20 protein-coding genes are annotated in these 21,932 nt (G+C 66.2%); 18 read left to right on the forward strand and 2 right to left on the reverse strand.

All coding sequences use genetic code 11. The annotated features are described in order from the left end of the window. The first annotated feature begins 3 nt into the window (after window positions 1-3). The 18 genes from hslU to ACLIJ1_RS08530 all read left to right on the forward strand — a co-directional run bounded on the left by hslU (window position 4) and on the right by ACLIJ1_RS08530 (window position 20,368). Complete coding sequence (gene hslU / locus ACLIJ1_RS08445) at window positions 4-1,332, forward strand: ATP-dependent protease ATPase subunit HslU (protein ID WP_411365069.1); 1,329 nt, start codon at window positions 4-6, stop codon at window positions 1,330-1,332. Between the two features lie 338 nt (window positions 1,333-1,670). Further along, window positions 1,671-2,096 carry a division/cell wall cluster transcriptional repressor MraZ gene (gene mraZ / locus ACLIJ1_RS08450; protein ID WP_411365070.1) on the forward strand — a complete coding sequence of 142 codons (426 nt, stop codon included), beginning with the start codon at window positions 1,671-1,673 and terminating at the stop codon, window positions 2,094-2,096. 8 nt (window positions 2,097-2,104) lie between these two features. Further along, complete coding sequence (gene rsmH, locus ACLIJ1_RS08455; RefSeq protein ID WP_411365071.1) at window positions 2,105-3,028, forward strand: 16S rRNA (cytosine(1402)-N(4))-methyltransferase RsmH; 924 nt, start codon at window positions 2,105-2,107, stop codon at window positions 3,026-3,028. After that, entirely contained in the window at window positions 3,025-3,327 is a 303-nt protein-coding gene (gene ftsL, locus ACLIJ1_RS08460; RefSeq protein ID WP_411365072.1) for a cell division protein FtsL, read from the forward strand. Before rsmH ends, ftsL begins: the two co-directional genes overlap by 4 nt. After that, window positions 3,324-5,069 (forward strand): peptidoglycan D,D-transpeptidase FtsI family protein, encoded by a 1,746-nt coding sequence (locus ACLIJ1_RS08465; RefSeq protein ID WP_411365073.1) that lies wholly within the window; start codon window positions 3,324-3,326, stop codon window positions 5,067-5,069. The genes ftsL and ACLIJ1_RS08465 overlap by 4 nt, the downstream gene beginning before the upstream one ends. Continuing rightward, entirely contained in the window at window positions 5,069-6,595 is a 1,527-nt protein-coding gene (locus tag ACLIJ1_RS08470) for a UDP-N-acetylmuramoyl-L-alanyl-D-glutamate--2,6-diaminopimelate ligase (RefSeq protein WP_411365074.1), read from the forward strand. Before ACLIJ1_RS08465 ends, ACLIJ1_RS08470 begins: the two co-directional genes overlap by 1 nt. Further along, a complete protein-coding gene (locus ACLIJ1_RS08475) occupies window positions 6,592-8,031 on the forward strand; it encodes a UDP-N-acetylmuramoyl-tripeptide--D-alanyl-D-alanine ligase (protein ID WP_411365075.1) in 1,440 nt (479 codons plus the stop codon). The genes ACLIJ1_RS08470 and ACLIJ1_RS08475 overlap by 4 nt, the downstream gene beginning before the upstream one ends. Continuing rightward, the gene (gene mraY / locus ACLIJ1_RS08480) at window positions 8,021-9,199 is read left to right on the forward strand and encodes a phospho-N-acetylmuramoyl-pentapeptide-transferase (RefSeq protein ID WP_411365076.1); all 1,179 of its coding nucleotides are present in this window, start codon (window positions 8,021-8,023) and stop codon (window positions 9,197-9,199) included. The genes ACLIJ1_RS08475 and mraY overlap by 11 nt, the downstream gene beginning before the upstream one ends. Before the next feature lie 7 nt (window positions 9,200-9,206). Continuing rightward, window positions 9,207-11,018 carry a UDP-N-acetylmuramoyl-L-alanine--D-glutamate ligase gene (murD, locus tag ACLIJ1_RS08485; RefSeq protein ID WP_411365077.1) on the forward strand — a complete coding sequence of 604 codons (1,812 nt, stop codon included), beginning with the start codon at window positions 9,207-9,209 and terminating at the stop codon, window positions 11,016-11,018. A 53-nt stretch (window positions 11,019-11,071) separates the two neighbouring features. Next, on the forward strand, window positions 11,072-12,307 hold the full coding sequence (gene ftsW / locus ACLIJ1_RS08490) for a putative lipid II flippase FtsW (protein WP_411365731.1): 1,236 nt from the start codon (window positions 11,072-11,074) through the stop codon (window positions 12,305-12,307). After that, window positions 12,304-13,383 (forward strand): undecaprenyldiphospho-muramoylpentapeptide beta-N-acetylglucosaminyltransferase, encoded by a 1,080-nt coding sequence (gene murG, locus ACLIJ1_RS08495; RefSeq protein ID WP_411365078.1) that lies wholly within the window; start codon window positions 12,304-12,306, stop codon window positions 13,381-13,383. Before ftsW ends, murG begins: the two co-directional genes overlap by 4 nt. Continuing rightward, the gene (murC, locus tag ACLIJ1_RS08500) at window positions 13,380-14,783 is read left to right on the forward strand and encodes a UDP-N-acetylmuramate--L-alanine ligase (RefSeq protein ID WP_411365079.1); all 1,404 of its coding nucleotides are present in this window, start codon (window positions 13,380-13,382) and stop codon (window positions 14,781-14,783) included. The genes murG and murC overlap by 4 nt, the downstream gene beginning before the upstream one ends. Window positions 14,784-14,797: 14 nt before the next feature. Beyond that, the gene (locus ACLIJ1_RS08505) at window positions 14,798-15,751 is read left to right on the forward strand and encodes a D-alanine--D-alanine ligase (RefSeq protein ID WP_411365080.1); all 954 of its coding nucleotides are present in this window, start codon (window positions 14,798-14,800) and stop codon (window positions 15,749-15,751) included. A gap of 8 nt (window positions 15,752-15,759) precedes the next feature. Next, window positions 15,760-16,554 (forward strand): cell division protein FtsQ/DivIB, encoded by a 795-nt coding sequence (locus tag ACLIJ1_RS08510; RefSeq protein ID WP_411365081.1) that lies wholly within the window; start codon window positions 15,760-15,762, stop codon window positions 16,552-16,554. A gap of 16 nt (window positions 16,555-16,570) precedes the next feature. Further along, a complete protein-coding gene (gene ftsA / locus ACLIJ1_RS08515) occupies window positions 16,571-17,800 on the forward strand; it encodes a cell division protein FtsA (protein ID WP_411365082.1) in 1,230 nt (409 codons plus the stop codon). Between the two features lie 159 nt (window positions 17,801-17,959). Continuing rightward, window positions 17,960-19,171, forward strand: coding sequence for a cell division protein FtsZ (ftsZ, locus tag ACLIJ1_RS08520; RefSeq protein WP_411365083.1), 1,212 nt, complete (start codon window positions 17,960-17,962; stop codon window positions 19,169-19,171). A 72-nt stretch (window positions 19,172-19,243) separates the two neighbouring features. Then, a complete protein-coding gene (lpxC, locus tag ACLIJ1_RS08525) occupies window positions 19,244-20,167 on the forward strand; it encodes a UDP-3-O-acyl-N-acetylglucosamine deacetylase (RefSeq protein ID WP_411365084.1) in 924 nt (307 codons plus the stop codon). Window positions 20,168-20,191: 24 nt separating this feature from the next. Next, a complete protein-coding gene (locus ACLIJ1_RS08530) occupies window positions 20,192-20,368 on the forward strand; it encodes a hypothetical protein (RefSeq protein ID WP_411365085.1) in 177 nt (58 codons plus the stop codon). A 7-nt stretch (window positions 20,369-20,375) separates the two neighbouring features. On the opposite strand, the gene ruvC is transcribed toward ACLIJ1_RS08530, so the two are convergent. After that, window positions 20,376-20,924 (reverse strand): crossover junction endodeoxyribonuclease RuvC, encoded by a 549-nt coding sequence (gene ruvC / locus ACLIJ1_RS08535; protein WP_411365086.1) that lies wholly within the window; start codon window positions 20,922-20,924, stop codon window positions 20,376-20,378. Window positions 20,925-20,937: 13 nt separating this feature from the next. Next, entirely contained in the window at window positions 20,938-21,924 is a 987-nt protein-coding gene (locus ACLIJ1_RS08540) for a phosphatidate cytidylyltransferase (RefSeq protein ID WP_411365732.1), read from the reverse strand. Window positions 21,925-21,932: the final 8 nt, after the last annotated feature.

Genomic DNA, 21,932 nt, shown 5'->3' on the forward strand with positions numbered 1-21,932 from the left:
AACATGTCTTCGATGACGCCTCAGGAGATCGTCTCCGAACTCGACCGCTTCATCATCGGCCAGAACGGCGCCAAGCGCGCGGTGGCCATCGCCTTGCGCAACCGCTGGCGCCGCCAGCAGGTCGACGAAAAGCTTCGACCCGAGATCACGCCCAAGAACATCCTGATGATCGGTCCCACGGGTGTGGGCAAGACCGAGATCGCGCGACGATTGGCGCGGCTGGCCGATGCGCCGTTCATCAAGGTCGAGGCCACCAAGTTCACCGAGGTCGGCTACGTCGGCAAGGATGTCGACAGCATCGTGCGCGACCTGGTCGAGATGGCGGTCAAGCAGACCCGTGAATCCGACATGCGCAAGCAGCGCATGCGCGCCGAAGACGCGGCCGAAGACCGCATCCTCGACGTGCTGTTGCCGCCGCCGCGCGGCATGGCTGGCGAGCCCTTGCCCAACCCGGACAGCACTGCGCGCCAGGCGTTCCGCAAGAAGCTGCGCGAAGGCTTGCTGGATGACCGCGAGATCGAGATTGACCTGGCCGAGGCGGCGCCCGCCATGCAGGTCATGGGGCCGGCCGGCATGGAAGAGATGGCCGAGCAGTTGCGTGGCATGTTCAGCCAGATGGGGCAGGACAAGCGCCGCAAGCGCAAGCTCAGGATCGGTGAAGCGATGAAGCTGCTGGTCGACGAAGAGGCCGGCAAGCTGGTGAACGAGGAAGATGTGCGCACGCGCGCGCTGCACAACACCGAGCAGAACGGCATTGTCTTCATCGACGAGATCGACAAGGTGGCCTCGCGCAGCGAGACGGGCGGCGCCGAGGTCTCGCGCCAGGGTGTGCAGCGCGATCTGCTGCCGCTGGTCGAAGGCACAACGGTGTCGACCAAGTACGGCATGGTCAAGACCGATCACATCCTGTTCATCGCCAGTGGAGCCTTCCACCTGGCCAAGCCCAGCGACCTGATTCCCGAGCTGCAAGGCCGGTTCCCGATCCGGGTCGAGCTGCAGTCGCTGTCGGTCGACGATTTCGAAGCCATCCTCACCAGCACCCACGCCAGCCTGGTCAAGCAGTACCAGGCGCTGCTGGCGACCGAAGGCGTGACGCTGGACTTCCGGGCGGATGGCATTCGCCAACTGGCGCAGATCGCCTGCGACGTCAACGAGCGCACCGAGAACATCGGCGCGCGGCGGCTGGCGACGGTGATGGAGCATCTGCTCGACGAAGTCAGTTTCGGTGCTACCGCACTGCCGGATGCGACCGTGGTGATCGATGCCGCGTACGTGAATGGGCGTCTGGGCGAACTCAGCCGCAACGAGGATCTCTCGCGTTACATCCTCTGATCACCGGCCGCTAAGCCCGGCCTGGAGGCACTCTGGCCTCATCCGCTGAAAGGCGGGTGAGGCCTTTTGTTTTGCCCATCCGCCTCTGCATGGGGGAGGAAATCACCGTCCGTCGGCCACCCGGTGTGTAACGGGGTTTTCAAGCATCACTTTCACAGCTTGTTGTAAGTGCTTGCTTTTGCTGAGATTTTGAAGTGGCAATTGCTTCAAAATGTGTTCTAAGTGATTGATTTCATTGAAAAAAGCTGCGCCTGCGCAGTTGCACCACTCTGTTTTCCTGATACAGTGGAAAAAAGTGCAATTAAGTGGTGAAAAGTGTTTTAACAGGGCGAATCGCAGTGTTCCAGGGTCTTTCTTCACTCAGTCTCGATGCCAAGGGCCGGCTTTCCATGCCGACCCGGCACCGTGACGCCCTGGGTGCTTCGACCGGCCAGCTCACGATCACCAAGCACCCGCATGGCTGCCTGATGGTATTCCCTCGCGACGAGTGGGAGAAATTCCGGGCCCGCATCGCCACGCTGCCGATGGACGCGCAGTGGTGGCGCCGCATCTTTCTGGGCAATGCGATGGACGTCGACATGGACGCTTCCGGTCGCATCCTGGTCTCGCCCGAGTTGCGCACCGCGGCCGGCATTTCGCGCGATGCGGTGCTGCTGGGCATGGGCTCCTACCTGGAACTGTGGGATGCGCAGTCCTACGCCGCCAAGGAGGCCGAGGAGATGCAGAAGCCCATGCCCGATGTCCTCAAGGACTTTGCCTTCTGAGGACCACGGTGACAGACACATGGGTACATCACACCGTCCTGCTCAACGAAGCCGTGCAAGCGCTGGCGATCCGGGCGGACGGTCACTACGTCGATGCGACTTTCGGGCGTGGCGGTCACTCGCGGCTGATCCTTCAGCAGCTCTCGGAGGCCGGTCGTCTGACGGCGTTCGACAAGGATCCTCAGGCCATCGCGGCGGCGCAGCAGCTGGAGGCCGGCGATGCGCGGTTCTCCATCCGTCACGAGGGCTTCCGGCATCTGGGCGGCCTCGGGCCGCAGTGTGCGGACGGGGTACTGATGGACCTGGGTGTGAGTTCGCCCCAGATCGACGACCCCGAGAGGGGTTTTTCTTTTCGTCACGACGGCCCGCTGGACATGCGCATGGACACCACGCGCGGCCAGAGCGTCTCCCAGTGGCTGGAAACAGCCGATGTATCCACCCTGTCGGAGGTCATCCGTGAATACGGCGAAGAACGGTTTGCTCAACAGGTTGCAAAGGCGATTGATCGTCGCCGACAGGAACGGGGCCCTATTCGAACCACCCGCGAGCTGGCCGAAGTCGTGGCTGGCGCGGTCAAAACCCGCGAGCCGGGCAAGGACCCTGCAACGCGCACATTTCAGGCTCTTCGGATTTTCATCAACGCCGAGCTTGAAGAGCTGCAACAAGCGCTAGAGGACAGCCTGCATGTGCTTCGCCCCGGAGGTCGACTGGTCGTGATCAGCTTCCACTCACTGGAAGACCGCATGGTCAAACAGTTCATGGCGCGCCATTCGCGCACTGTGGTGGATCGCCGCGTCCCGTTTGCCGAGCCGGCGCCCACGCGCCTGACCGAGGTGTCCCGCGTGATGCCTTCAGAGGCCGAGGTCAACGCCAATCCGCGCTCACGCAGCGCCGTCATGCGCGTGGCCACGCGCACCGGGGTGGCGGCATGATCCGGCTCAATCTTGTGCTGCTGGCGGCGGTGATCGTCAGCGCCTTCTATCTGGTGCATACCCAGTACGAGTCGCGCCGTCTCTATACAGCGATCGACAAGGCCAATGCGCAGGCGCACCGCCTGGAGGCCGACCACGAGCAGCTGCAGGTCCAGAAGCGCGAGCAGGCCACACCGGCACGCGTGCAGCAGCTTGCGGCGAGGCAGTTGCAGATGCGCCCGGTCAACCCCGGCATCACCGAATATGTGACGCTGAACGCGCCGGCGACGGCCTCCCCGGCCGGGGAGGAGCGCAAATGAGCAAGGCGAGCCACCGGGCCATCAACTACAGCGCCAGCCCTCTGCTGGCGAGCAAGACGCCGGTCTGGCGCAGCAAGTTCATCGTGGCCGCACTGGCGCTGGCGTTCGCCGGCCTGGCGGGACGCGCTGCCTATGTGCAAGTGATCGGCAACGATTTCTTTCAGCGCCAGGGCGAGGTGCGTTTTGCACGCACGCTGGAGCTGCCCGCCAACCGCGGCCGGGTGCTGGACCGCAACGGCCTGATCCTGGCCTCCAGCGTGGTGGCGCAGAGCATCTGGGCGATTCCGGAAGATGTCGACAAGGCCGACCCCAAGCTCAAGGACCTCGCCAAGCTGCTGGAGATGCCACTCGCAGACCTCAAGAAGAAGCTGGCCAACGAAGACAAGACGTTCGTCTGGGTCAAGCGCCAGGTCGACGAGCCGGTGGCCAAGAACATTGCCGCGCTGAACATCAAGGGCATCTACCAGCGTCGCGAATACAAACGTCAGTACCCCGAGGGCGAAGCGGCCGCGCACGTGGTCGGTTTCACCAACGTTGAAGACCGTGGGCAGGAAGGCGTCGAACTCGCCTTCGAGAAGCAGCTGGCAGGCAAGGCTGGTTCGCGCCGCGTGATCAAGGACCGCCTGGGCCATGTGGTGGAAGACGTGCGCGACGTGATTCCGCCGGTGGATGGTCCCGATCTCCAGCTCTCGATCGACAGCAAGGTGCAGTACTTTGCCTACCAGAAGCTGCGCGAGGCGGTGCAGGCGCAGAAGGCCAAGGCCGGCAGCGTGGTCGTGATCGACACGCAGACCGGCGAAGTGCTCGCCCTGGCCAACTACCCCAGCTACAACCCCAACAAGCGGCTGAACCTGACGGGCGAGCAGTTGCGCAACCGGGTGCTGACCGACAGCTTCGAGCCCGGCTCGACGATGAAGCCGTTCATCATCTCACGGGCACTGGAAAAGGGGCTGGTCAAGCCAACCACAGTGATCCAGACCGCGCCCGGGCGGCTCACGATCGCCGGCTCGACCATCAGCGATTCGCACCCCCACGGGGCGCTCACCGTCAACGAGGTGATCCAGAAGTCGAGCAACGTGGGCACGGTCAAGATCGCGATGCAGATGAGCCCGCGCGAGATGTGGGAAACCTTCGCCGAGGCTGGCTTCGGCCAGAAGCCGCAGGTGCCGTTCCCTGGCGCGGTCAGCGGCCGGCTGCGGCCCTACAAGTCCTGGCGTCCGATTGAGCAGGCGACCATGAGCTATGGCTACGGCCTGTCGGTGTCGCTGTTCCAGCTCGCCGAGGCATACACCATCTTTGCGCGCAACGGCGAGTTCATCCCGGCCACCATGCTCAAGAGCGAGACACCGGCGACTGGCGTGCGGGTCTTTGGCGAACAGAACGCCGTGGCGGTGCGCAAGATGCTGCAGATGGTGACCGGCCCCGGCGGTACCGCGCCGCTGGCGCAAACCATGGGCTATTCGGTGGGCGGCAAGACCGGCACCGCGCACAAGCAGGAAGGCAAGGGCTACGCCGACAAGAAGTACCGCGGCTTCTTCGTGGGGCTGGCACCGGTGGAAGCGCCGCGCATCGTCGTGGCGGTGATGATCGACGAGCCGAGCAATGGCCAGTATTTCGGTGGACTGGTGGCGGCGCCGGTGTTCAGCGAGACCGTGCAACAGACCCTGCGCATCCTGGGTGTGCAGCCTGACATGAACGTCAAGCCCCAGATCGTGACCGAGACGGTCGAGGAGTCGTTCTGATGCCGATGAACGATCCCCGCACCGTTGCCAGCTGGCTGCGAGAGCGCGTGACCGGCGAGCTGCAGTGCGACAGCCGCCGGGTGCGCGCGGGCGATGCTTTCGTGGCGTGGCCGGGTGCCGCGACGGACGGTCGCCGTTTCGTGCCAGCTGCCCTGCAGGCCGGGGCTGCCGCGGTGCTGGTCGAGGCAGACGGTGTGCAGGCGTTCGGCTTCAGCGACGATCGTGTGCGGGCGGTCAACGGTTTGAAGGCGCTGGCTGGGCCGATCGCCAGCGCCTACCAGGGCGATCCCAGCGCGTCGCTGGACACGGTGGCTTTCACCGGAACCAACGGCAAGACGTCCTCGGCCTGGTGGATGGCTCAGCTCCTGGGCGCTGCGGGCCGCCCCTGCGCGGTGGTCGGCACGCTGGGCATCGGACAGCCTCCGAAGGCCGGCGAGAGTCGGCACACGCTGGTGCCCACGGGGCTGACCACACCCGACCCGGTGTTGCTGCAGGCGCGGCTGCGTGCCATGGTCGATAGCGGGATCCGGGCCTGTGCCATCGAGGCCTCGTCGATCGGACTGGTCGAAGGACGCCTCAACGCCTGCCACATCCGCGTGGCGGTTTTCACCAATTTCACCCAGGACCACCTCGACTTCCACGGCAGCATGTCCGACTACTGGGAGGCCAAGGCGGCGCTGTTCCACTGGCCGGGCCTGGAGTCGGCGGTGGTCAATGTGGACGACCCGCAGGGTCGGGCGCTGGACCAGGCGCTCGCCGGTCGGCCGGCACTGGGCCGCTGGAGTGTCGGCGTCGAACAGCCCGCACGCCTGATGGCCCGAAACCTCACCTATACCGACCACGGCATGGCCTTCGAGGTGGTCGAGCACGACGCGCAGGGCAGGGAGTGCGACCGGGGGACCCTGACACTGAACCTGATCGGTGGCTACAACGTGTCCAACCTGCTGGGTGTGATCGGTGCTGCACGGGCGCTGGGCATGCCACTGGCCGATGCCCTGCGGGCCTGTGCTGCGCTGAGCCCGGTTCCAGGCCGCATGCAGCAGGTGGCGACGGTCGCGGGGCAGCCGCTGGTGCTGGTGGATTACGCCCACACACCCGATGCGCTGGAAAAGGCGCTCAGGGCCTTGCAGCCGCTGGCCCGCCAGCGTGGCGGCGCCCTGTGGGTCCTGGTTGGCTGCGGTGGCGACCGCGATCCGGGCAAACGACCGTTGATGGCATCGGTGGCCGAGCACGAGGCGCAGCATGTGGTGCTGACCAGCGACAACCCACGCACGGAGGACCCGGATCTGATCCTGGACCAGATGCGCAGCGGCCTGCAGCACCCCGCATCGGTGCGCGTCGAAGGCGATCGCGCGAAAGCGATTGCCGACGCCGTGGCGATGGCCGCACCGTCGGATGTGTTGCTGATCGCCGGCAAGGGTCACGAGGACTACCAGGACGTGATGGGCGAGAAGAAACCGTTTTCCGATGTTGAACATGCGCGCGTGGCGCTGGCCGCCCGCGCTGCGGCAGGGGGTGGGGCATGAAAACCCTTTCGCAACTGCTGCCGCAACTCAGGGGTGTCCGAACTGTGGGCGTCCTCGACCGGGCGATCACACGGGTGCACACCGACACCCGCAGCCTGCAGCCGGGCGACCTGTTCGTGGCCCTCAAGGGCGAGCGTTTTGACGCCCACGATTTCCTGCCGCAGGCCCGGGCCGCAGGCGCTGTCGCCGCCATCGCCCATGCTGGGCTGGCCGCGGCCGGACTGCCGGGGGCCGAGGTTCCGGATTCGCGTCTGGCACTGGGCGAACTGGCGCGGCTCTGGCGCACGCAGTTCGATCTGCCTGTGATCGGCGTGACCGGCAGCAACGGCAAGACCACGGTGACGCAGATGATCGCGTCCATCCTGCGCGCTGCGGCGGGGACTGCCGCACATGCCACGCTGGGCAACCTGAACAACGACATTGGTGTGCCGCTGACGCTGCTGCGGCTGACGGGCGCGCACCGGCTGGCCGTGATCGAGCTGGGCATGAACCACCCGGGCGAGATTGCCTACCTTGCCGACCTGGCCCGGCCAACCGTGGCCTTGGTGAACAACGCCCAGCGCGAGCACCAGGAATTCATGGGCACGGTCGAAGCCGTGGCGCGCGAGAACGGCTGCGTGATCAGCGCGCTGGCGGCCGAGGGTGTGGCGGTGTTTCCTTCGGACGACGATTACACGCCGGTCTGGCGCGAGCTGGCCGGTGCGCGCACCACCTTGACCTTCAGCGACAGCGATCTGCAGTCCGATGTGCACGCGCTGCGAGCCGACTGGATCGACGGCGCCTGGGCGGTGTCGTTCAAGACGCCGACCGGTGCCGCGAACGTTCGCCTGCAGATCGCCGGGCGGCACAACGTGCGCAATGCGCTCGCCGCGGCTTCCTGTGCGCTGGCGGCCGGGGTGTCGCTGGCCGACGTTGAGCGTGGCCTCAACGCCTTCGAGCCGGTCGGTGGCCGCTCGCGCGCGCTCAAGCTGACGCTGCCCGACCGCAGCGTGACGCTGATCGACGACACCTACAACGCCAACCCCGATTCGGTGGTGGCCGCGATCCGCGTGCTGGCCGAGCTGCCGGCGCCGCGCCTGCTGGTGCTCGGCGACATGGGAGAGGTTGGCGACCAGGGACTGGATTTCCATCTCGAAGTGCTGCGCCATGCCATGGCCTCGGGCATCGAGTCGGTGCACTGCGCCGGCGACTGGATGGCGCAGGCGGTGGCCGCCATGCAGGCCGCCGGTGAGACCGTGCCGCGCCATTGGGGTGAGGTGGACAACCTGGTGGCGCATGTCGCGCACACGGTGTCGGCCGGTCAGGCGCCCGCGCTGCGCAGCGTGCTGGTCAAGGGCTCGCGATTCATGCGCATGGAACGTGTGGTGCAGGGGCTGCTGGCACTGGACGTTTCGGCTCAACACGAACAGAACAAGAAGGACGCTCATGCTGCTTAGCCTGGCCCTCTGGCTGCAAAGCCTGGGACCCGAATTCGGGTTCCTGCGGGTCTTCCAGTACCTGACCTTCCGCGCGGTGATGGCCGCGCTGACGGCGCTGATCGTCGGCCTGATGGCCGGCCCGTATTTCATCCGCCGCCTGACCGCCCTCAAGATCGGCCAGCCGATCCGCGGCTACGCGATGCAGTCGCACCTGAGCAAGGGCGGCACACCGACCATGGGCGGTGTGCTGATCCTGTTCGCGATCGCGCTCTCCACGGTGCTGTGGTTCGACCTGACCAACCGCTTCGTCTGGATCGTGCTGGTGGTGACGCTGGGTTTTGGCGCCATCGGCTGGGTCGACGACTGGCGCAAGGTGGTGCACAAGGACCCGGAAGGCATGCGTTCGCGCGAGAAGTACTTCTGGCAGTCCCTGATCGGCCTGGTGGCCGCGTTCTATCTGGTGTTCAGCGTGTCCGGCACCACCAACCTGCGGGTGATCGAGCTGTTCTTCCGCTGGGTCATTTCGGGCTTCACCGTCGAGCTGCCGCCGCAGGCGGGACTGATGGTGCCCTTCTTCAAGGAAATCAGCTACCCGCTGGGCGTGTTCGGCTTTGTGCTGATGACCTACCTGGTGATCGTGGGGTCGAGCAACGCAGTGAACCTGACCGACGGCCTGGACGGGCTGGCGATCATGCCGGTGGTGATGGTGGGCACGGCGCTGGGCATCTTTGCCTACGTCACCGGCAACGCGGTGTATTCGAAATACCTGCTGATGCCTTACATCCCGGGTGCGGGCGAGTTGCTGATCTTCTGTGCCGCCATGGCGGGGGCGGGGCTGGCGTTCCTCTGGTTCAACACCCATCCGGCCCAGGTGTTCATGGGCGATGTCGGCGCGCTGGCACTCGGTGGCGCGCTCGGCACCATTGCCGTGATCGTGCGCCAGGAGATCGTGCTGGCCATCATGGGCGGCATCTTCGTGGTCGAAGCGCTGTCGGTGATGCTGCAGGTCAGCTGGTTCAAGTACACGAAGAAGAAATACGGCGAAGGCCGCCGGCTGTTCCAGATGGCGCCGCTGCACCACCACTTCGAGAAGAAGGGCTGGAAAGAGACCCAGGTCGTGGTCCGTTTCTGGATCATCACCATGCTGCTGTGCCTGGTCGGCCTGTCTACCCTGAAGCTGCGTTGATCCACCCATGAACGCTCTTCAAGACCAACACGTTCTCATCCTCGGCCTCGGCATTTCCGGGCTGTCGATGGCGCGCTGGTGCGTGCGCCACGGAGCGCAAGTCACGGTCGCGGATACCCGCGAGAACCCGCCGTCGCTGGCGGCTTTGCGGGCCGAATGCCCCTCGGCGCAGTTTGTGGCGGGCACGTTCGGCGAGACGATGCTGTCGCGCGCTTCGTGGAACCTGATCGCGCGCAGCCCGGGCCTGCCGCCCGAGCAGCTGGCGCCTGCCCGCGACTGGGCGCTGGCCAATGGTGCGGCGTTCGTTGGGGAGCTCGACCTGTTCGCCCAGGCGCTGAAAGATCTGGCCCAGCGCGAGACATTGCCTTACAGGCCCAAGCTGCTGGCGATCACCGGCACCAACGGCAAGACCACTGTGACTTCGCTCACCGGTCTGCTGCTGCAGCGCGCCGGCTGGCGGGTCGCGGTCGCAGGAAACATCGGCCCGGCATTGCTGGACGTGCTGTCGGCGGCGCTCGAGGCCGAAGCCGAAGGCAATGCCGCCGATGCGGCGCGCGCCGAGAGCGAAGCAGAGGCTGCTGTTGAGGATGTGGTGGTGCCGGCGGAAGCCGCTGCACCGGAAGCGCCGGTGGTGGAGGGTGTTGACGTGGTGCCGGAAGAGGCACCCGACGGCGAAGACGTGGACGCCACCGTTCAGGCGAACGAAGCCGTGGCCGATGAAGAAGGCCCGACCCTGCTCGTGCCACCGCCCGTGCCGGACCCCGAGCCGCCGCACCTGCCACAGGCTTGGGTGCTTGAGCTCTCCAGCTTCCAGCTCGACGGCACGGCGGGCGGGTCCTGGGACCGTGTGCCTACGGCCGCGACGGTGCTCAACATCTCCGAAGACCATCTGGACTGGCACGGTTCCATGGCGGCCTACGCGCAGGCCAAGGCGGCGATCTTCGGGGCGCAGGCCCTGATGTTGATCAACCGCGAAGACCCGCTGGTGGCCGCGATGGCGCCGGGCATGGTGACCGTGAAGATCAGCGGCCGCAACCGCCAGCAGCCGGCCCGTCCCTGGGCGAGCTTCGGTCTGGACACGCCTGCGCGTGCCGGCGACTGGGGCGTCGAATCGGTCAACGGCATGGAGTGGCTGGTGCGCGCGCTGGCCGTGGACGAAACCCGTCTGCGCGGTCGCGGCCGGGACGACGAAGAAGAGATCTATTTCCAGCGGCTGATGCCGGTCGATGCGCTGCGCATCCGTGGCCGCCACAACGCCGCCAACGCACTGGCGGCGCTGGCGCTGGCGACGTCCACGGGCGCGCCGCTGGCACCGATGCTGCATGGCCTGCGCGAGTACCGCGGCGAGCCGCACCGGGTCGAGCCCGTGGGCATCATCGACGACGTCGAATACTTCGACGACAGCAAAGGCACCAACGTCGGTGCCACGCTGGCGGCGATTCGCGGACTGGGTGCCGACCGGCACCTGGTGGTGATCCTGGGCGGAGATGGCAAGGGGCAGGACTTCGCTTCGCTGGCCCAGCCACTGGCGCAACATGCGCGCGCCGTGGTGCTGATCGGTCGCGATGCGCCGAAGATCCGCGCCCAGGTGGCCGAGGCGCTCGAATCCGCGGGTGTGCCGGTGATCGATGCCGCTACCCTGCCGGAAGCGGTGGCCCTGTCCACCCAACAGGCACGCCCCGGTGACGCGGTGCTGATGTCACCCGCCTGTGCCAGCCTGGACATGTTCCGCGACTACAAGCACCGCGCCGACGTGTTCATAGAGGCGGTGGGCGCGCTGGCGGACGAACGTGGTGTGAGTCTGGGGGGATCGCTGTGAAGGCCTTCTTCTCCCAAACCCTGGACCGCATGCGCGCCGCCCTGCGCAGCAAGATGCCTGCCCTTGTCGGACTGGGCAACGCGGTCGGTGCCGACGGCCTGCCGGTGCGGTTGTCCAACCGCACCTATGCCGGCACGCAGCAGCGCCCGGTGCGCGAACTGGGCTTCGACCAGCCGCTGGCATGGGTGGTCATCGCCCTGATGTGCTGGGGTCTGGTGATGGTCTATTCCGCCTCCATCGCGCTGACCGACAACCCGCGCTTCACCAACTACGCGCCGACCCACTTCGTGGTGCGTCATGGGTTGTTCATCGTGATCGGGCTGGTGGCGTCTCTGATCGTGTTCCAGGTGCCGATGCAGACCTGGGAGCGGTTTGCACCCTGGCTGTTTGCGGTGTCGCTGGTGTTCCTGGTGCTGGTGCTGATCCCGCACATCGGCACGGTGGTCAACGGTGCGCGGCGCTGGATCTCGTTCGGCTTCATGAGCTTCCAGCCGTCCGAACTGGCCAAGCTGACGGTGCTGCTCTATGCGGCGGACTACATGGTCCGGCGCATGGAGGTGAAGGAGCGCTTCTTCCGCGCCGTGCTGCCGATGGCGGTGGCGGTGCTGGTGGTGGGCATGTTGCTGCTGGCCGAGCCCGACATGGGCGCCTTCATGGTGATCGTGGTGATCGCCATGGGGATCCTGTTCCTCGGTGGCGTGAATGCGCGCATGTTCTTCCTGATGGCGCTGCTGGTGGTGGCGGCCTTCGCCGTGATCGTGCTGACCAGCGAATGGCGGCGCCAGCGCATCTTTGCCTACCTCGATCCGTTCAGCGAGGACCACGCACTGGGCAAGGGCTACCAGCTCTCCCACGCGCTGATCGCCATCGGGCGCGGCGAAATCTTCGGTGTCGGCCTGGGCGGCAGCGTCGAGAAGCTGCACTGGCTGCCGGAAGCCCACACCGACTTCCTGTTGGCCGTGATCGGCGAGGAATTCGGCCTGATCGGTGTGCTGGTCGTGATCGGTTCTTTTCTCTGGCTAGTGCGCCGCATCATGCTGATCGGCCGCCAGGCCATCGCGCTGGACCAGGTGTTTTCCGGGCTGGTCGCGCAAGGTGTCGGCCTGTGGATGGGGTTCCAGGCCTTCATCAACATCGGGGTGAACCTGGGCGCCTTGCCGACCAAGGGTCTGACGCTGCCGCTGATGAGCTACGGCGGCTCGGCCATCCTGCTGGAGCTGGTGGCGCTGTCCATCGTGCTGCGCATCGACTATGAAAACCGGCAGCTGATGAAGGGAGGCCGGGCATGAGCCAGCAGCCCTGCGCCCTCATCATGGCCGGCGGCACCGGTGGCCACATCTTTCCGGGCCTGGCCGTGGCCCAGGCGCTGCGTGAAAAGGGCTGGCGCGTGCACTGGCTGGGTTCGCCCGACAGCATGGAAAGCCGTCTGGTGCCGCCCCGTGGCTTCGCGCTGGAGTTGATCGATTTCGGCGGTGTGCGCGGCAAGGGTCTGAAGACCCTGTTCCTGTTGCCATTGCGCCTGCTCAGGGCGTTTGCTCAGGCCTTCGCCATGGTGGGGCGTGTGAAGCCCGATGTGCTGGTGGGCCTCGGTGGCTACATCACGTTCCCGGGCGGCATGATGGGCGTGCTGCGCGGCAGGCCGCTGGTGCTGCACGAGCAGAACTCGGTCGCCGGCATGGCCAACAAGGTGCTCTCGGGCATTGCCGACAAGGTGTTCACCGCTTTTCCCGGCGTGTTCGGGAAGGCCGAGTGGGTCGGCAATCCGCTGCGCGCAGAGTTCCTGCGCCAGCGTTCACCGGCAGAACGGTTCGCCGGCCGTAGCGGCCCGCTGCGCCTGCTGGTGGTGGGCGGCAGTCTTGGCGCCAAGGCCCTGAACGACACGGTGCCGCAGGCACTGGCCCTGCTGCCCGCCGGCGAGCGTCCCGTCGTGATCCACCAGAGTGGCGAAAAGCAGATCGACGCACTGAAGGCGAACTATGCCGCCGCCGGTGTCGACGCCCAGCTCACCCCGTTCATCGACGACACCGCAGCGGCCTTCGCAGACGCCGACCTGATCGTCTGCCGCGCCGGCGCCAGCACGGTGACCGAGATCGCGGCGGTAGGCGCGGCGGCCATGTTCGTGCCGTTCCCGCACGCGGTCGACGACCACCAGACCACCAACGCGCGCTTCCTGGTCGAGGCTGGTGGCGCCTGGCTGGTGCCCCAGACCGAATTCACGCCGCAGTCGCTGGCGCTGCAGCTGCGCTCGGTGAACCGTGCGCAACTTTTGGAGATGGCCGGCAAGGCCAAGCAGATGGAAAAGACACAGGCCGTGGCCGCCGTCGTGGCGGCCTGCGAGCAACTTGCGAAGGTGAAGGCGTCATGAAGCACGCGATCCGGCACATCCATTTCGTGGGCATCGGCGGCTCTGGGATGAGCGGCATCGCCGAAGTGCTGCTCAACCAGGGCTATGTGATTTCGGGAACCGATCTGGGCGAGAACGCGGCCACGCGCCGCCTGGTGTCGCTGGGCGCCACGGTGCACAAGGGCCATGACGCAAAGTTCATCGAAGGCGCCGACGCCATCGTAACCTCGACGGCGGTCAAGGCCGACAACCCCGAGGTGGTCGCGGCGCACGCCAAGCTGATCCCGGTGGTGCCGCGCGCCGTGATGCTGGCCGAGCTGATGCGCATGAAGAAGGGCGTGGCGATCGCCGGCACCCATGGCAAGACCACGACCACCAGCCTGGTGGCCAGCGTGCTGGCGGCAGCAGACCTCGATCCGACCTTCGTGATCGGCGGGCGCCTGAACAGCGCCGGTGCCAATGCGCAGCTGGGCTCGGGCGAGTACATCGTGGTCGAGGCCGACGAATCCGACGCTTCGTTCCTGAACCTGCTGCCGGTGCTGTCGGTCGTCACCAACATCGACGCCGACCACATGGACACCTACGGCCACGACTTCGGCAAGCTCAAGTCGGCCTTCGTCGACTTCCTGCACAAGATGCCGTTCTACGGCGCGGCCGTCGTCTGCACCGACGATCCGGCGATCCGCGACATCCTGCCGCAGATCGCGCGGCCGATCACGGGGTATGGCTTCGCCGAAGGCGCCCAGCTGCGCGCGGTCGACGTGCGGGCGGTGGATGGTCAGATGCACTTCACCGTGATGCGCGACGATGGTCAATCTCCGCTGCCGGTGGTGCTGAACCTGCCGGGTCTGCACAACGTGCTCAACGCGCTGGCCGCAATTGGCGTTGCCGAAGAGCTGGGCGTGCCCGACGCGGCGGTGCAGAAGGCCCTGGCCGAGTTCAAGGGCGTGGGGCGCCGTTTCCAGCGTTACGGCGAAGCGGCCTTGCCGTCGGGCGGCACCGCCACGCTGGTGGACGACTACGGCCACCACCCGGTCGAGATGGCGGCCACGCTGTCGGCCGCGCGCGGCGCGTTCCCGGGCCGTCGCCTGGTGCTGGCGTTCCAGCCGCACCGCTACAGCCGCACCCGCGACTGCTTCGAAGATTTCGTGAAGGTGATCGGCCAGGCCGACGCGGTGCTGCTTGCCGAGGTCTACGCCGCCGGCGAAGCACCGATCGTGGCCGCCGACGGTCGTTCGCTGACCCGCGCCCTGCGCGTGGCGGGCAAGGTCGAGCCAGTGTTCGTCGATGAGATCGCAGACATGCCGCAGGCGGTGCTGGACAACGCGCGCGACGGTGATGTGGTGCTGTGCATGGGTGCCGGTTCGATCGGCGCGGTCGCCGGACAGGTGGTCGAACTGGCCAACAGGGACAAGGTGTGAACGTGGGAGCTGCTGTGAACCCCATTGATGTGAAGGCATTCGGCAAGGTGGCCGTGCTGCTGGGCGGTCGCTCCGCCGAACGCGAGGTCTCGCTGATGTCCGGCAACGGCGTGCTGACCGCGCTGAAGTCCAAGGGTGTCGATGCGCACGCCTTCGATCCGGCCGAACGCGATCTGGGCGATCTGAAGCGCGAAGCTTTCGCGCGGGTGTTCATCGCGCTGCATGGCCGCTTTGGCGAAGATGGCACGGTGCAGGGCGCGCTGGAGCTGATGGGCATTCCCTACACCGGCTCTGGCGTGATGGCCTCGTCGGTCGCGATGGACAAGCTGATGACCAAGCGCATCTGGCTGGCCGAAGGCCTGCCGACGCCCGCCTGGCGCCAGGTGCACAGTGCTGCCGAAACGCGCGCGGCCTTCGCCGCACTCGGTTCGCCCATGATCGTCAAGCCGGTGCGCGAAGGTTCGACCATCGGTCTGACCAAGGTCATGACGCTGGAGCAGTGCGACGCCGCTTACGCACTGGCCTCGGGCCAGGACCCGATGGTGATGTGCGAGCAGTTCATCGCGGGCGACGAAGTCACCTGCCCGGTGCTGGGCACGGGCGCCGACGCCCGGGCGCTGCCGCTGATCCGCATCGTGGCGCCCGACGGCAACTACGACTACCAGCACAAGTACTTCACCGACGACACGCAATACCTCGTGCCCTGCGGCCTGCCCGAAGGCGAAGAGGCCGCGATCCAGTCGATCGTTCTGAAGGCCTTCGGCGCCCTGGACTGCCGCGGCTGGGCCCGCGCCGACGTGATGATCGACCGCAACTCCCGCAAGCCCTGGTTGCTGGAGATCAACACCTCGCCCGGCATGACGGGCCATTCGCTGGTGCCGATGTCGGCGCGCGCGACCGGCCTGTCGTATGAGGACCTGTGTCTGCAGGTGCTCGCGACCGCATCGCTGGACAACGCCTCGGCCTGAGAACACACATGCAACGCGCCCACCTGCCCCTGGACGTGAGACTGATGACCGTGGTCACCCGTGGCCTGGTGCTGGTCTTTGTCGTCCTGTGCCTGGGCTGGGTCGCCACCTGGATCGCGCGTCATCCGGCCTGGTCGGTGCGGGCCATTTCGGTGCAGGGCGAGGTCACGCACCAGAACGCCGTGGGTTTGCGCGCGCAACTGGCCGCGCCGCTGCGCAGCAAGCTGCAGGGCAGCTTCCTGACCCTGGACCTGCAGCAGGTGCGGCAGATGTTTGAAGCCGTGCCGTGGGTGAAGCATGCGCGGGTGCAGCGCGAATTCCCCAACCGCCTGCGCGTCACGCTGGAAGAACACCACGCCGTCGCCTGGTGGGGCGAAGCTGGCTCGGGGCAACTCGTCAGTGACCAGGGCCAGGTCTTCGACGCCAACCCCGACGATGGCGAAGAGTTGCCTGAGCTGGCCGGTCCCGTTGAACAGGCGCCGCAACTCTGGAGTCTGTATCAGACGCTGTCGACCGAGCTGGAGCGACTGGAGCTCGGCCTGGTGCGTCTGGAGCTCAACGAGCGCGGCAACTGGCGCGCCGAGCTCGACAGCGGTGCCTTCATCGAACTGGGGCGTGGCACGCCGGAGGACCTGATGGAGCGCGTGCGCCGCTTCACCACCACGCTGGCGCAGCTGACGCAGCGCTACCCGGGCACCCTGCAATCGGTCGACCTGCGCTATCCCAACGGCTATGCCCTGCGTGTGCAAGGTGTGACGACCGTGACCGAAGACGCTTCCAAGAAACCAACCCAAACCCGCTGAACACAAGAACACGATCATGGCCAAGGAATACAAGGATTTGGTGGTTGGACTGGACATTGGCACCGCCAAGATCATGGTGGTGGTGGCCGAGGTCCAGGCCAACGGCGAGCTCAAGCTGGCCGGTCTGGGCGTCTCTGCCAGCCACGGTCTCAAGCGTGGCGTGGTGGTCAACATCGACGCGACGGTGCAGAGCATCCAGCAGGCGCTGAAAGAGGCCGAGCTGATGGCCGACTGCCGCATCGCCCGCGTCTATACCGGCATCACGGGCAGCCACATCCGAGGCATCAACAGCAGCGGCATGGTGGCGATCAAGGACCGCGAGGTCACCACGGCCGATGTGGCGCGCGTGATCGAAACCGCCAAGGCCATCAACATCTCGACCGACCAGCGCCTGCTGCTGGTCGAGCCGCAGGAGTTCGTGATCGACGGCCAGGAAGTGAAAGAGCCGATCGGCATGAGCGGCATTCGCCTCGAAGCCAAGGTGCACATCGTCACTGGCGCGCAGAGCGCGGCCGAGAACATCATCAAGTGCGTGCGCCGCTGCGGCCTGGAAGTCGACCAGCTGATGCTCAACCCGCTGGCGTCGAGCCAGGCGGTGCTGACCGACGACGAGAAGGATCTGGGCGTGGCCTTGGTCGACATCGGCGCTGGCACCACCGACGTGGCGATCTTCGCTGGTGGCGCGATCCGCCATACGGCTGTGATCCCGATCGCCGGTGACCTGATCACCAGCGACATCGCGATGGCGCTGCGCACGCCCACCAAGGACGCCGAAGACATCAAGGTCGAAAGCGGCTGCGCCAAGCAGTTGCTGGCCGACCCGGACACCCAGGTTGAAGTGCCCGGTCTGGGCGATCGCGGTCCGCGCATGCTCAGCCGCCAGGCGCTGGCCGGTGTGATCGAGCCGCGGGTGGAAGAAATCTTTGCACTGGTGCAGCAGGTGGTGCGCGATTCGGGCTTCGAGGAAGTGCTGTCCTCGGGCATCGTGCTGACCGGTGGCAGCGCCGTGATGCAGGGCATGGTCGAGCTGGGCGAGGACATCTTCCTCAAGCCGGTGCGCCGCGGCGTGCCGCACTACACCAGTGCCCTGTCTGACATGGTGGCCCAGCCCCGTGCGTCCACGGTCATGGGACTGCTGGAAGAGGCGCGGCTGGCCCGCGTGCGGGGCCACAAGGTGGCGCAGAAGGCCGGATCCATGCAGGGCGCGCTGGACCGCGTGAAGAACTGGTTTGTGGGGACATTCTGATGAACATGAGCACCAAGCGATGCGGTTTCTTCGGTCGATGTCTCGAGTGCACGGGACCGCCTGGATGAGGGTCATTCCCTCTGAAAAATACCCCTACTCACACATACAATTGAAACCATGCCCGACCCCCAGCGGACGAGGGCCACACAGGAGAGAACAATGAGCATCGAAATGATCGAAGTGGAAGAGTTCAACATGGGCACACAGATCAAGGTCATCGGCGTCGGTGGCGGTGGCGGCAACGCCGTGGACCACATGATTGAACGCCACGTGCAGGGTGTGGAGTTCATCTGCGCCAACACCGATGCGCAGGCCCTGACCCGCAGCCATGCCGCTCGCACCATCCAGCTCGGTGGATCGGGCCTGGGCGCCGGCAGCAAGCCTGAAAAGGGCCGTGAGGCGGCCGAGGCCGCCGAAGAAGAGATCCGCGCAGCCATCGACGGCGCCCACATGCTCTTCATCACCGCCGGCATGGGCGGTGGCACCGGCACCGGCGCCGCTCCCGTGATTGCCCGGGTGGCCAAGGAAATGGGCATCCTGACCGTGGGTGTGGTGACCAAGCCCTTCGACTGGGAAGGCGGCCGCCGCATGCAGAACGCCGACAGCGGCCTGGCCGAGCTGGAAGCCAATGTCGATTCGCTGATCGTGGTGCTCAACGAGAAGCTGCTGGACGTGCTGGGCGACGACATCACCCAGGATGAGGCTTTCGCCCACGCCAATGACGTGCTCAAGAACGCAGTCGGCGGCATCGCCGAAATCATCAACGAGTACGGCAACGTGAACGTTGACTTCGAAGACGTGCGCACCGTGATGGGTGAGCCGGGCAAGGCCATGATGGGTACTGCCACTGCCAACGGCCCGGACCGCGCCCGCATCGCCGCCGAACAGGCCGTGGCCTGCCCGCTGCTGGAAGGCGTGGACCTGTCGGGCGCCAAGGGCGTCCTGGTGCTGGTCACGGCGTCGAAGGGCAGCCTGAAGCTGAAGGAATCGAAGGAAGCGATGAACGCCATCAAGGCCTACGCCGCTCCCGACGCCCACGTCATCTACGGCGCCGCCTACGACGACAGCCTGGGCGACGACATGCGCGTGACCGTGGTCGCCACCGGCCTGAGCCGCTCCGGCGCACGCCGTACCGCGCCTCCGCTGCAGGTGTTGCGCACCGGCACCGACAACACCCCGTTCAACGTGCCGACGGTCAATGCCGCGGTGGGTGGCCCGGGCGCTGCGGCCCAGCCGAACTACGAATCGATGGCCGTGCCCAGCGTCTGGCGCACCAACCGCACCCAGGCGGCCGCCAAGGTCGATGCCCTGGCGTCGGGTGGCATGGACGATTTCGAGATCCCGGCGTTCCTTCGCAAACAGGCGGATTGATTCAGGTGTTCGCTATGGCCGGGATAGTTTCCCCGGCCATGGCGGCGCTGCCCTGAAACCTACAATCTCTGGATGCTTGCTCAAAGAACGCTCAAATCCCTGACCAAGGCGGTCGGCGTCGGTCTGCACGGCGGTCAGCGGGTGGAGTTGACGTTGCGGCCGGCGGCGCCGGACACCGGCATTGTGTTCCGCCGGGTCGACCTGCCCGAACCAGTGGATATCCCGGTCACGGCCGAGTCGGTGACCGATACCCGGCTGGCCTCGACCATCTCCAATGGCGGGGTCAAAGTCAACACCATCGAGCACGTGATGAGCGCCTGCTCAGGGCTTGGCCTGGACAACCTCTACATCGACATCACGGCTGAAGAGGTACCCATCCTCGACGGCTCGTCGGCTTCGTTCGTCTACCTGCTGCAAAGCGCGGGCATCGCGCTGCAAAACAAGCCCAAGCGCTTCATCCGGGTCAAGAAACCGGTTGAGGTGCGCGAGGGTGAGGGCCGCAACCTCAAGTGGGCGCGGCTGGATCCGTTCCACGGCTACAAGCTAGCGTTCGAGATCGAATTCGACCATCCGGCGGTCAATGCCTCCGGCCAGCGTGTCGAGTTCGACATGGGCAGCGGCCGCTATGCGCGCGAGATTGCTCGCGCCCGTACCTTCGGATTCACGCGCGACGTCGAGATGATGCGTTCGCGCGGCCTGGGTCTGGGTGGGGGACTGGACAACGCGATCGTGATGGACGACGTCAAGGTGCTCAATGCCGATGGTCTTCGTTACTCCGACGAGTTCGTCAAACACAAGATTCTTGACGCCATCGGCGACCTGTACATCGTGGGCAAACCGCTGCTGGCGGCCTACAGCGCGTTCCGCAGCGGCCACGCCATGAACAACCTGTTGCTGCGCGCCCTCCTGGCGCAGCCCGATGCCTACGAGATCGTGAGTTTCGAGCACGAGCGCGAAGCACCGCTGGGGTTTGCCCAGCTCGCACCGGCCTGGTAAGGCCCCGGACCGAGGCGCAGGACCATGCTGCTGTTGCGCTTTGCCCTCGTCCTTCTGCTGATCGGCTCGGGGGTTTGCTTCGGCGTCTACGCCTTCACCCGCGATCAGCGGTATCTGCGCTGGGGCTGGGTGATCCTCAAATGGTCGCTGAGCGCCGCGCTGATCTTCTTTGGCATCCTGGTTCTGGAACGCCTGCTGTGAGCGGCGTTCAGTAACTGCGCCCGCCCTTGTAGGCCGCGTGCGTCCTGGCCTGCAGAGGCGACACCTTGTTGATGGCGGCCACGCTGCGTGCCACCTGCGCGTGCGTGATGCACAGGCCCAGCGCGTCGGCGGCGTCTTTGCCGGGCAGCCCGGGCAACTGCAGCAGCCGCCTGACCATTTCCTGCATCTGCGCCTTGTCGGCACGGCCATGGCCGGCCACCGCCTTCTTCAGCTGCAGCGCGGTGTACTCGGCCACACCCAGGCCGTTGGCCACCAGTGCGGTCAGGCAGCAGCCGCGCGCCTGACCCAGCAGCAGTGTGGCCTGCGGGTTGACGTTGACGAACACGATTTCGCACACCGCGACCTCCGGTTGGTAGCGCTGGACCACCTCGCTGATGCCGTCGAACAGGATCTTCAGCCGTTCGGGCAGCAAGGCGCCGTCCTTGGGGCTGGTCTGGATGGTGCCGCTGGCGACGTAATGGAGAGAGGGGCCTTCGGTGTCGACCACGCCGAAGCCGGTGCATTGCAGTCCGGGGTCGATGCCGAGAATGCGCATGGGTGCTTGCCCGTCAGAGGTTGAAGTTCCAGCGCACCGAATGGAAGAACACCGGCGCGGCAAAACACAGGGCATCCACGCGATCGAGCAGGCCGCTGGCGCCGGTCACGGAGCGGCCGGCCGATCCCCAGTGTGTCACGCCACGGTCGCGCTTGATGGCCTTCATGACGAGGTGACCGAGCGAACCGGCGGCGCACGCAATCAGCGCCATGGCCAGTGCCGGCAAGGGTTTGAACGGGGTCAGCCCGGCCAGCGCCGCGCCCAGCAATCCGCCGACCAGCAGGCCGGCGCCCCAGCTGCGCCACTGGAAGCTCTGGCTGATGGCGGGCGCGACCGGCTTGTCCAGCCGCCGGGCGACCAGGTGCTGCACCAGCATGCAGGTCTGCACCACCAGCACGAGGAACAACACGAGAAATGCCATCCTGCCGGCGAAGCGCGGGAACTGCAGCAGCAGCAGGGCCGGCACGTGGCTCATGCCATAGACGCAGACCATGATGCCCCACTGCAGCTTGGCGTTGCGTTCGAGGAAGCGTTGGGGGTCGTTGCCCAGTGCGCTGACCACTGGAATGGCCAGGAACACATAGACCGGGATGAACACGGTGAAGAGGTTGAACTCGCGGTTCCAGACCAGCGCGTACTGCAGTGGCAGCACCAGGAAAAAGGCCATCACCAGACTGCGGTGGTCGCCGCGCCGGGTGGGCGAAAGGCTGATGAATTCGCGCAGGGTGAAGAACGACACGAAGCCGAACAGCACGATGGCAAACCCGTCTCCGGCGGCCCAGGCGACCCAGAACACCAGCGCCATGATCCACGAGTTGCGCAGTAGCTGCTGGAGCTCGAGGGAGCGGTCTCGGGAAGGCTCGCCGCCGTCGCCGCGCCGCCGCTCGCGCATCGAGACCAGTACCGATGCGCCGCTGGCCAGCAGCAGGAGGCCGAACAGCAGCACGAACATCAGGCTGACCTGCTGGTCGGGCGTGAGGCTGCGCAGGAACGAGGTCAGGCCCATGG

It is taken from the genome of Hydrogenophaga sp. RWCD_12 (genome assembly GCF_046604225.1).
In the GTDB taxonomy this organism is placed as follows: domain Bacteria; phylum Pseudomonadota; class Gammaproteobacteria; order Burkholderiales; family Burkholderiaceae_C; genus Hydrogenophaga.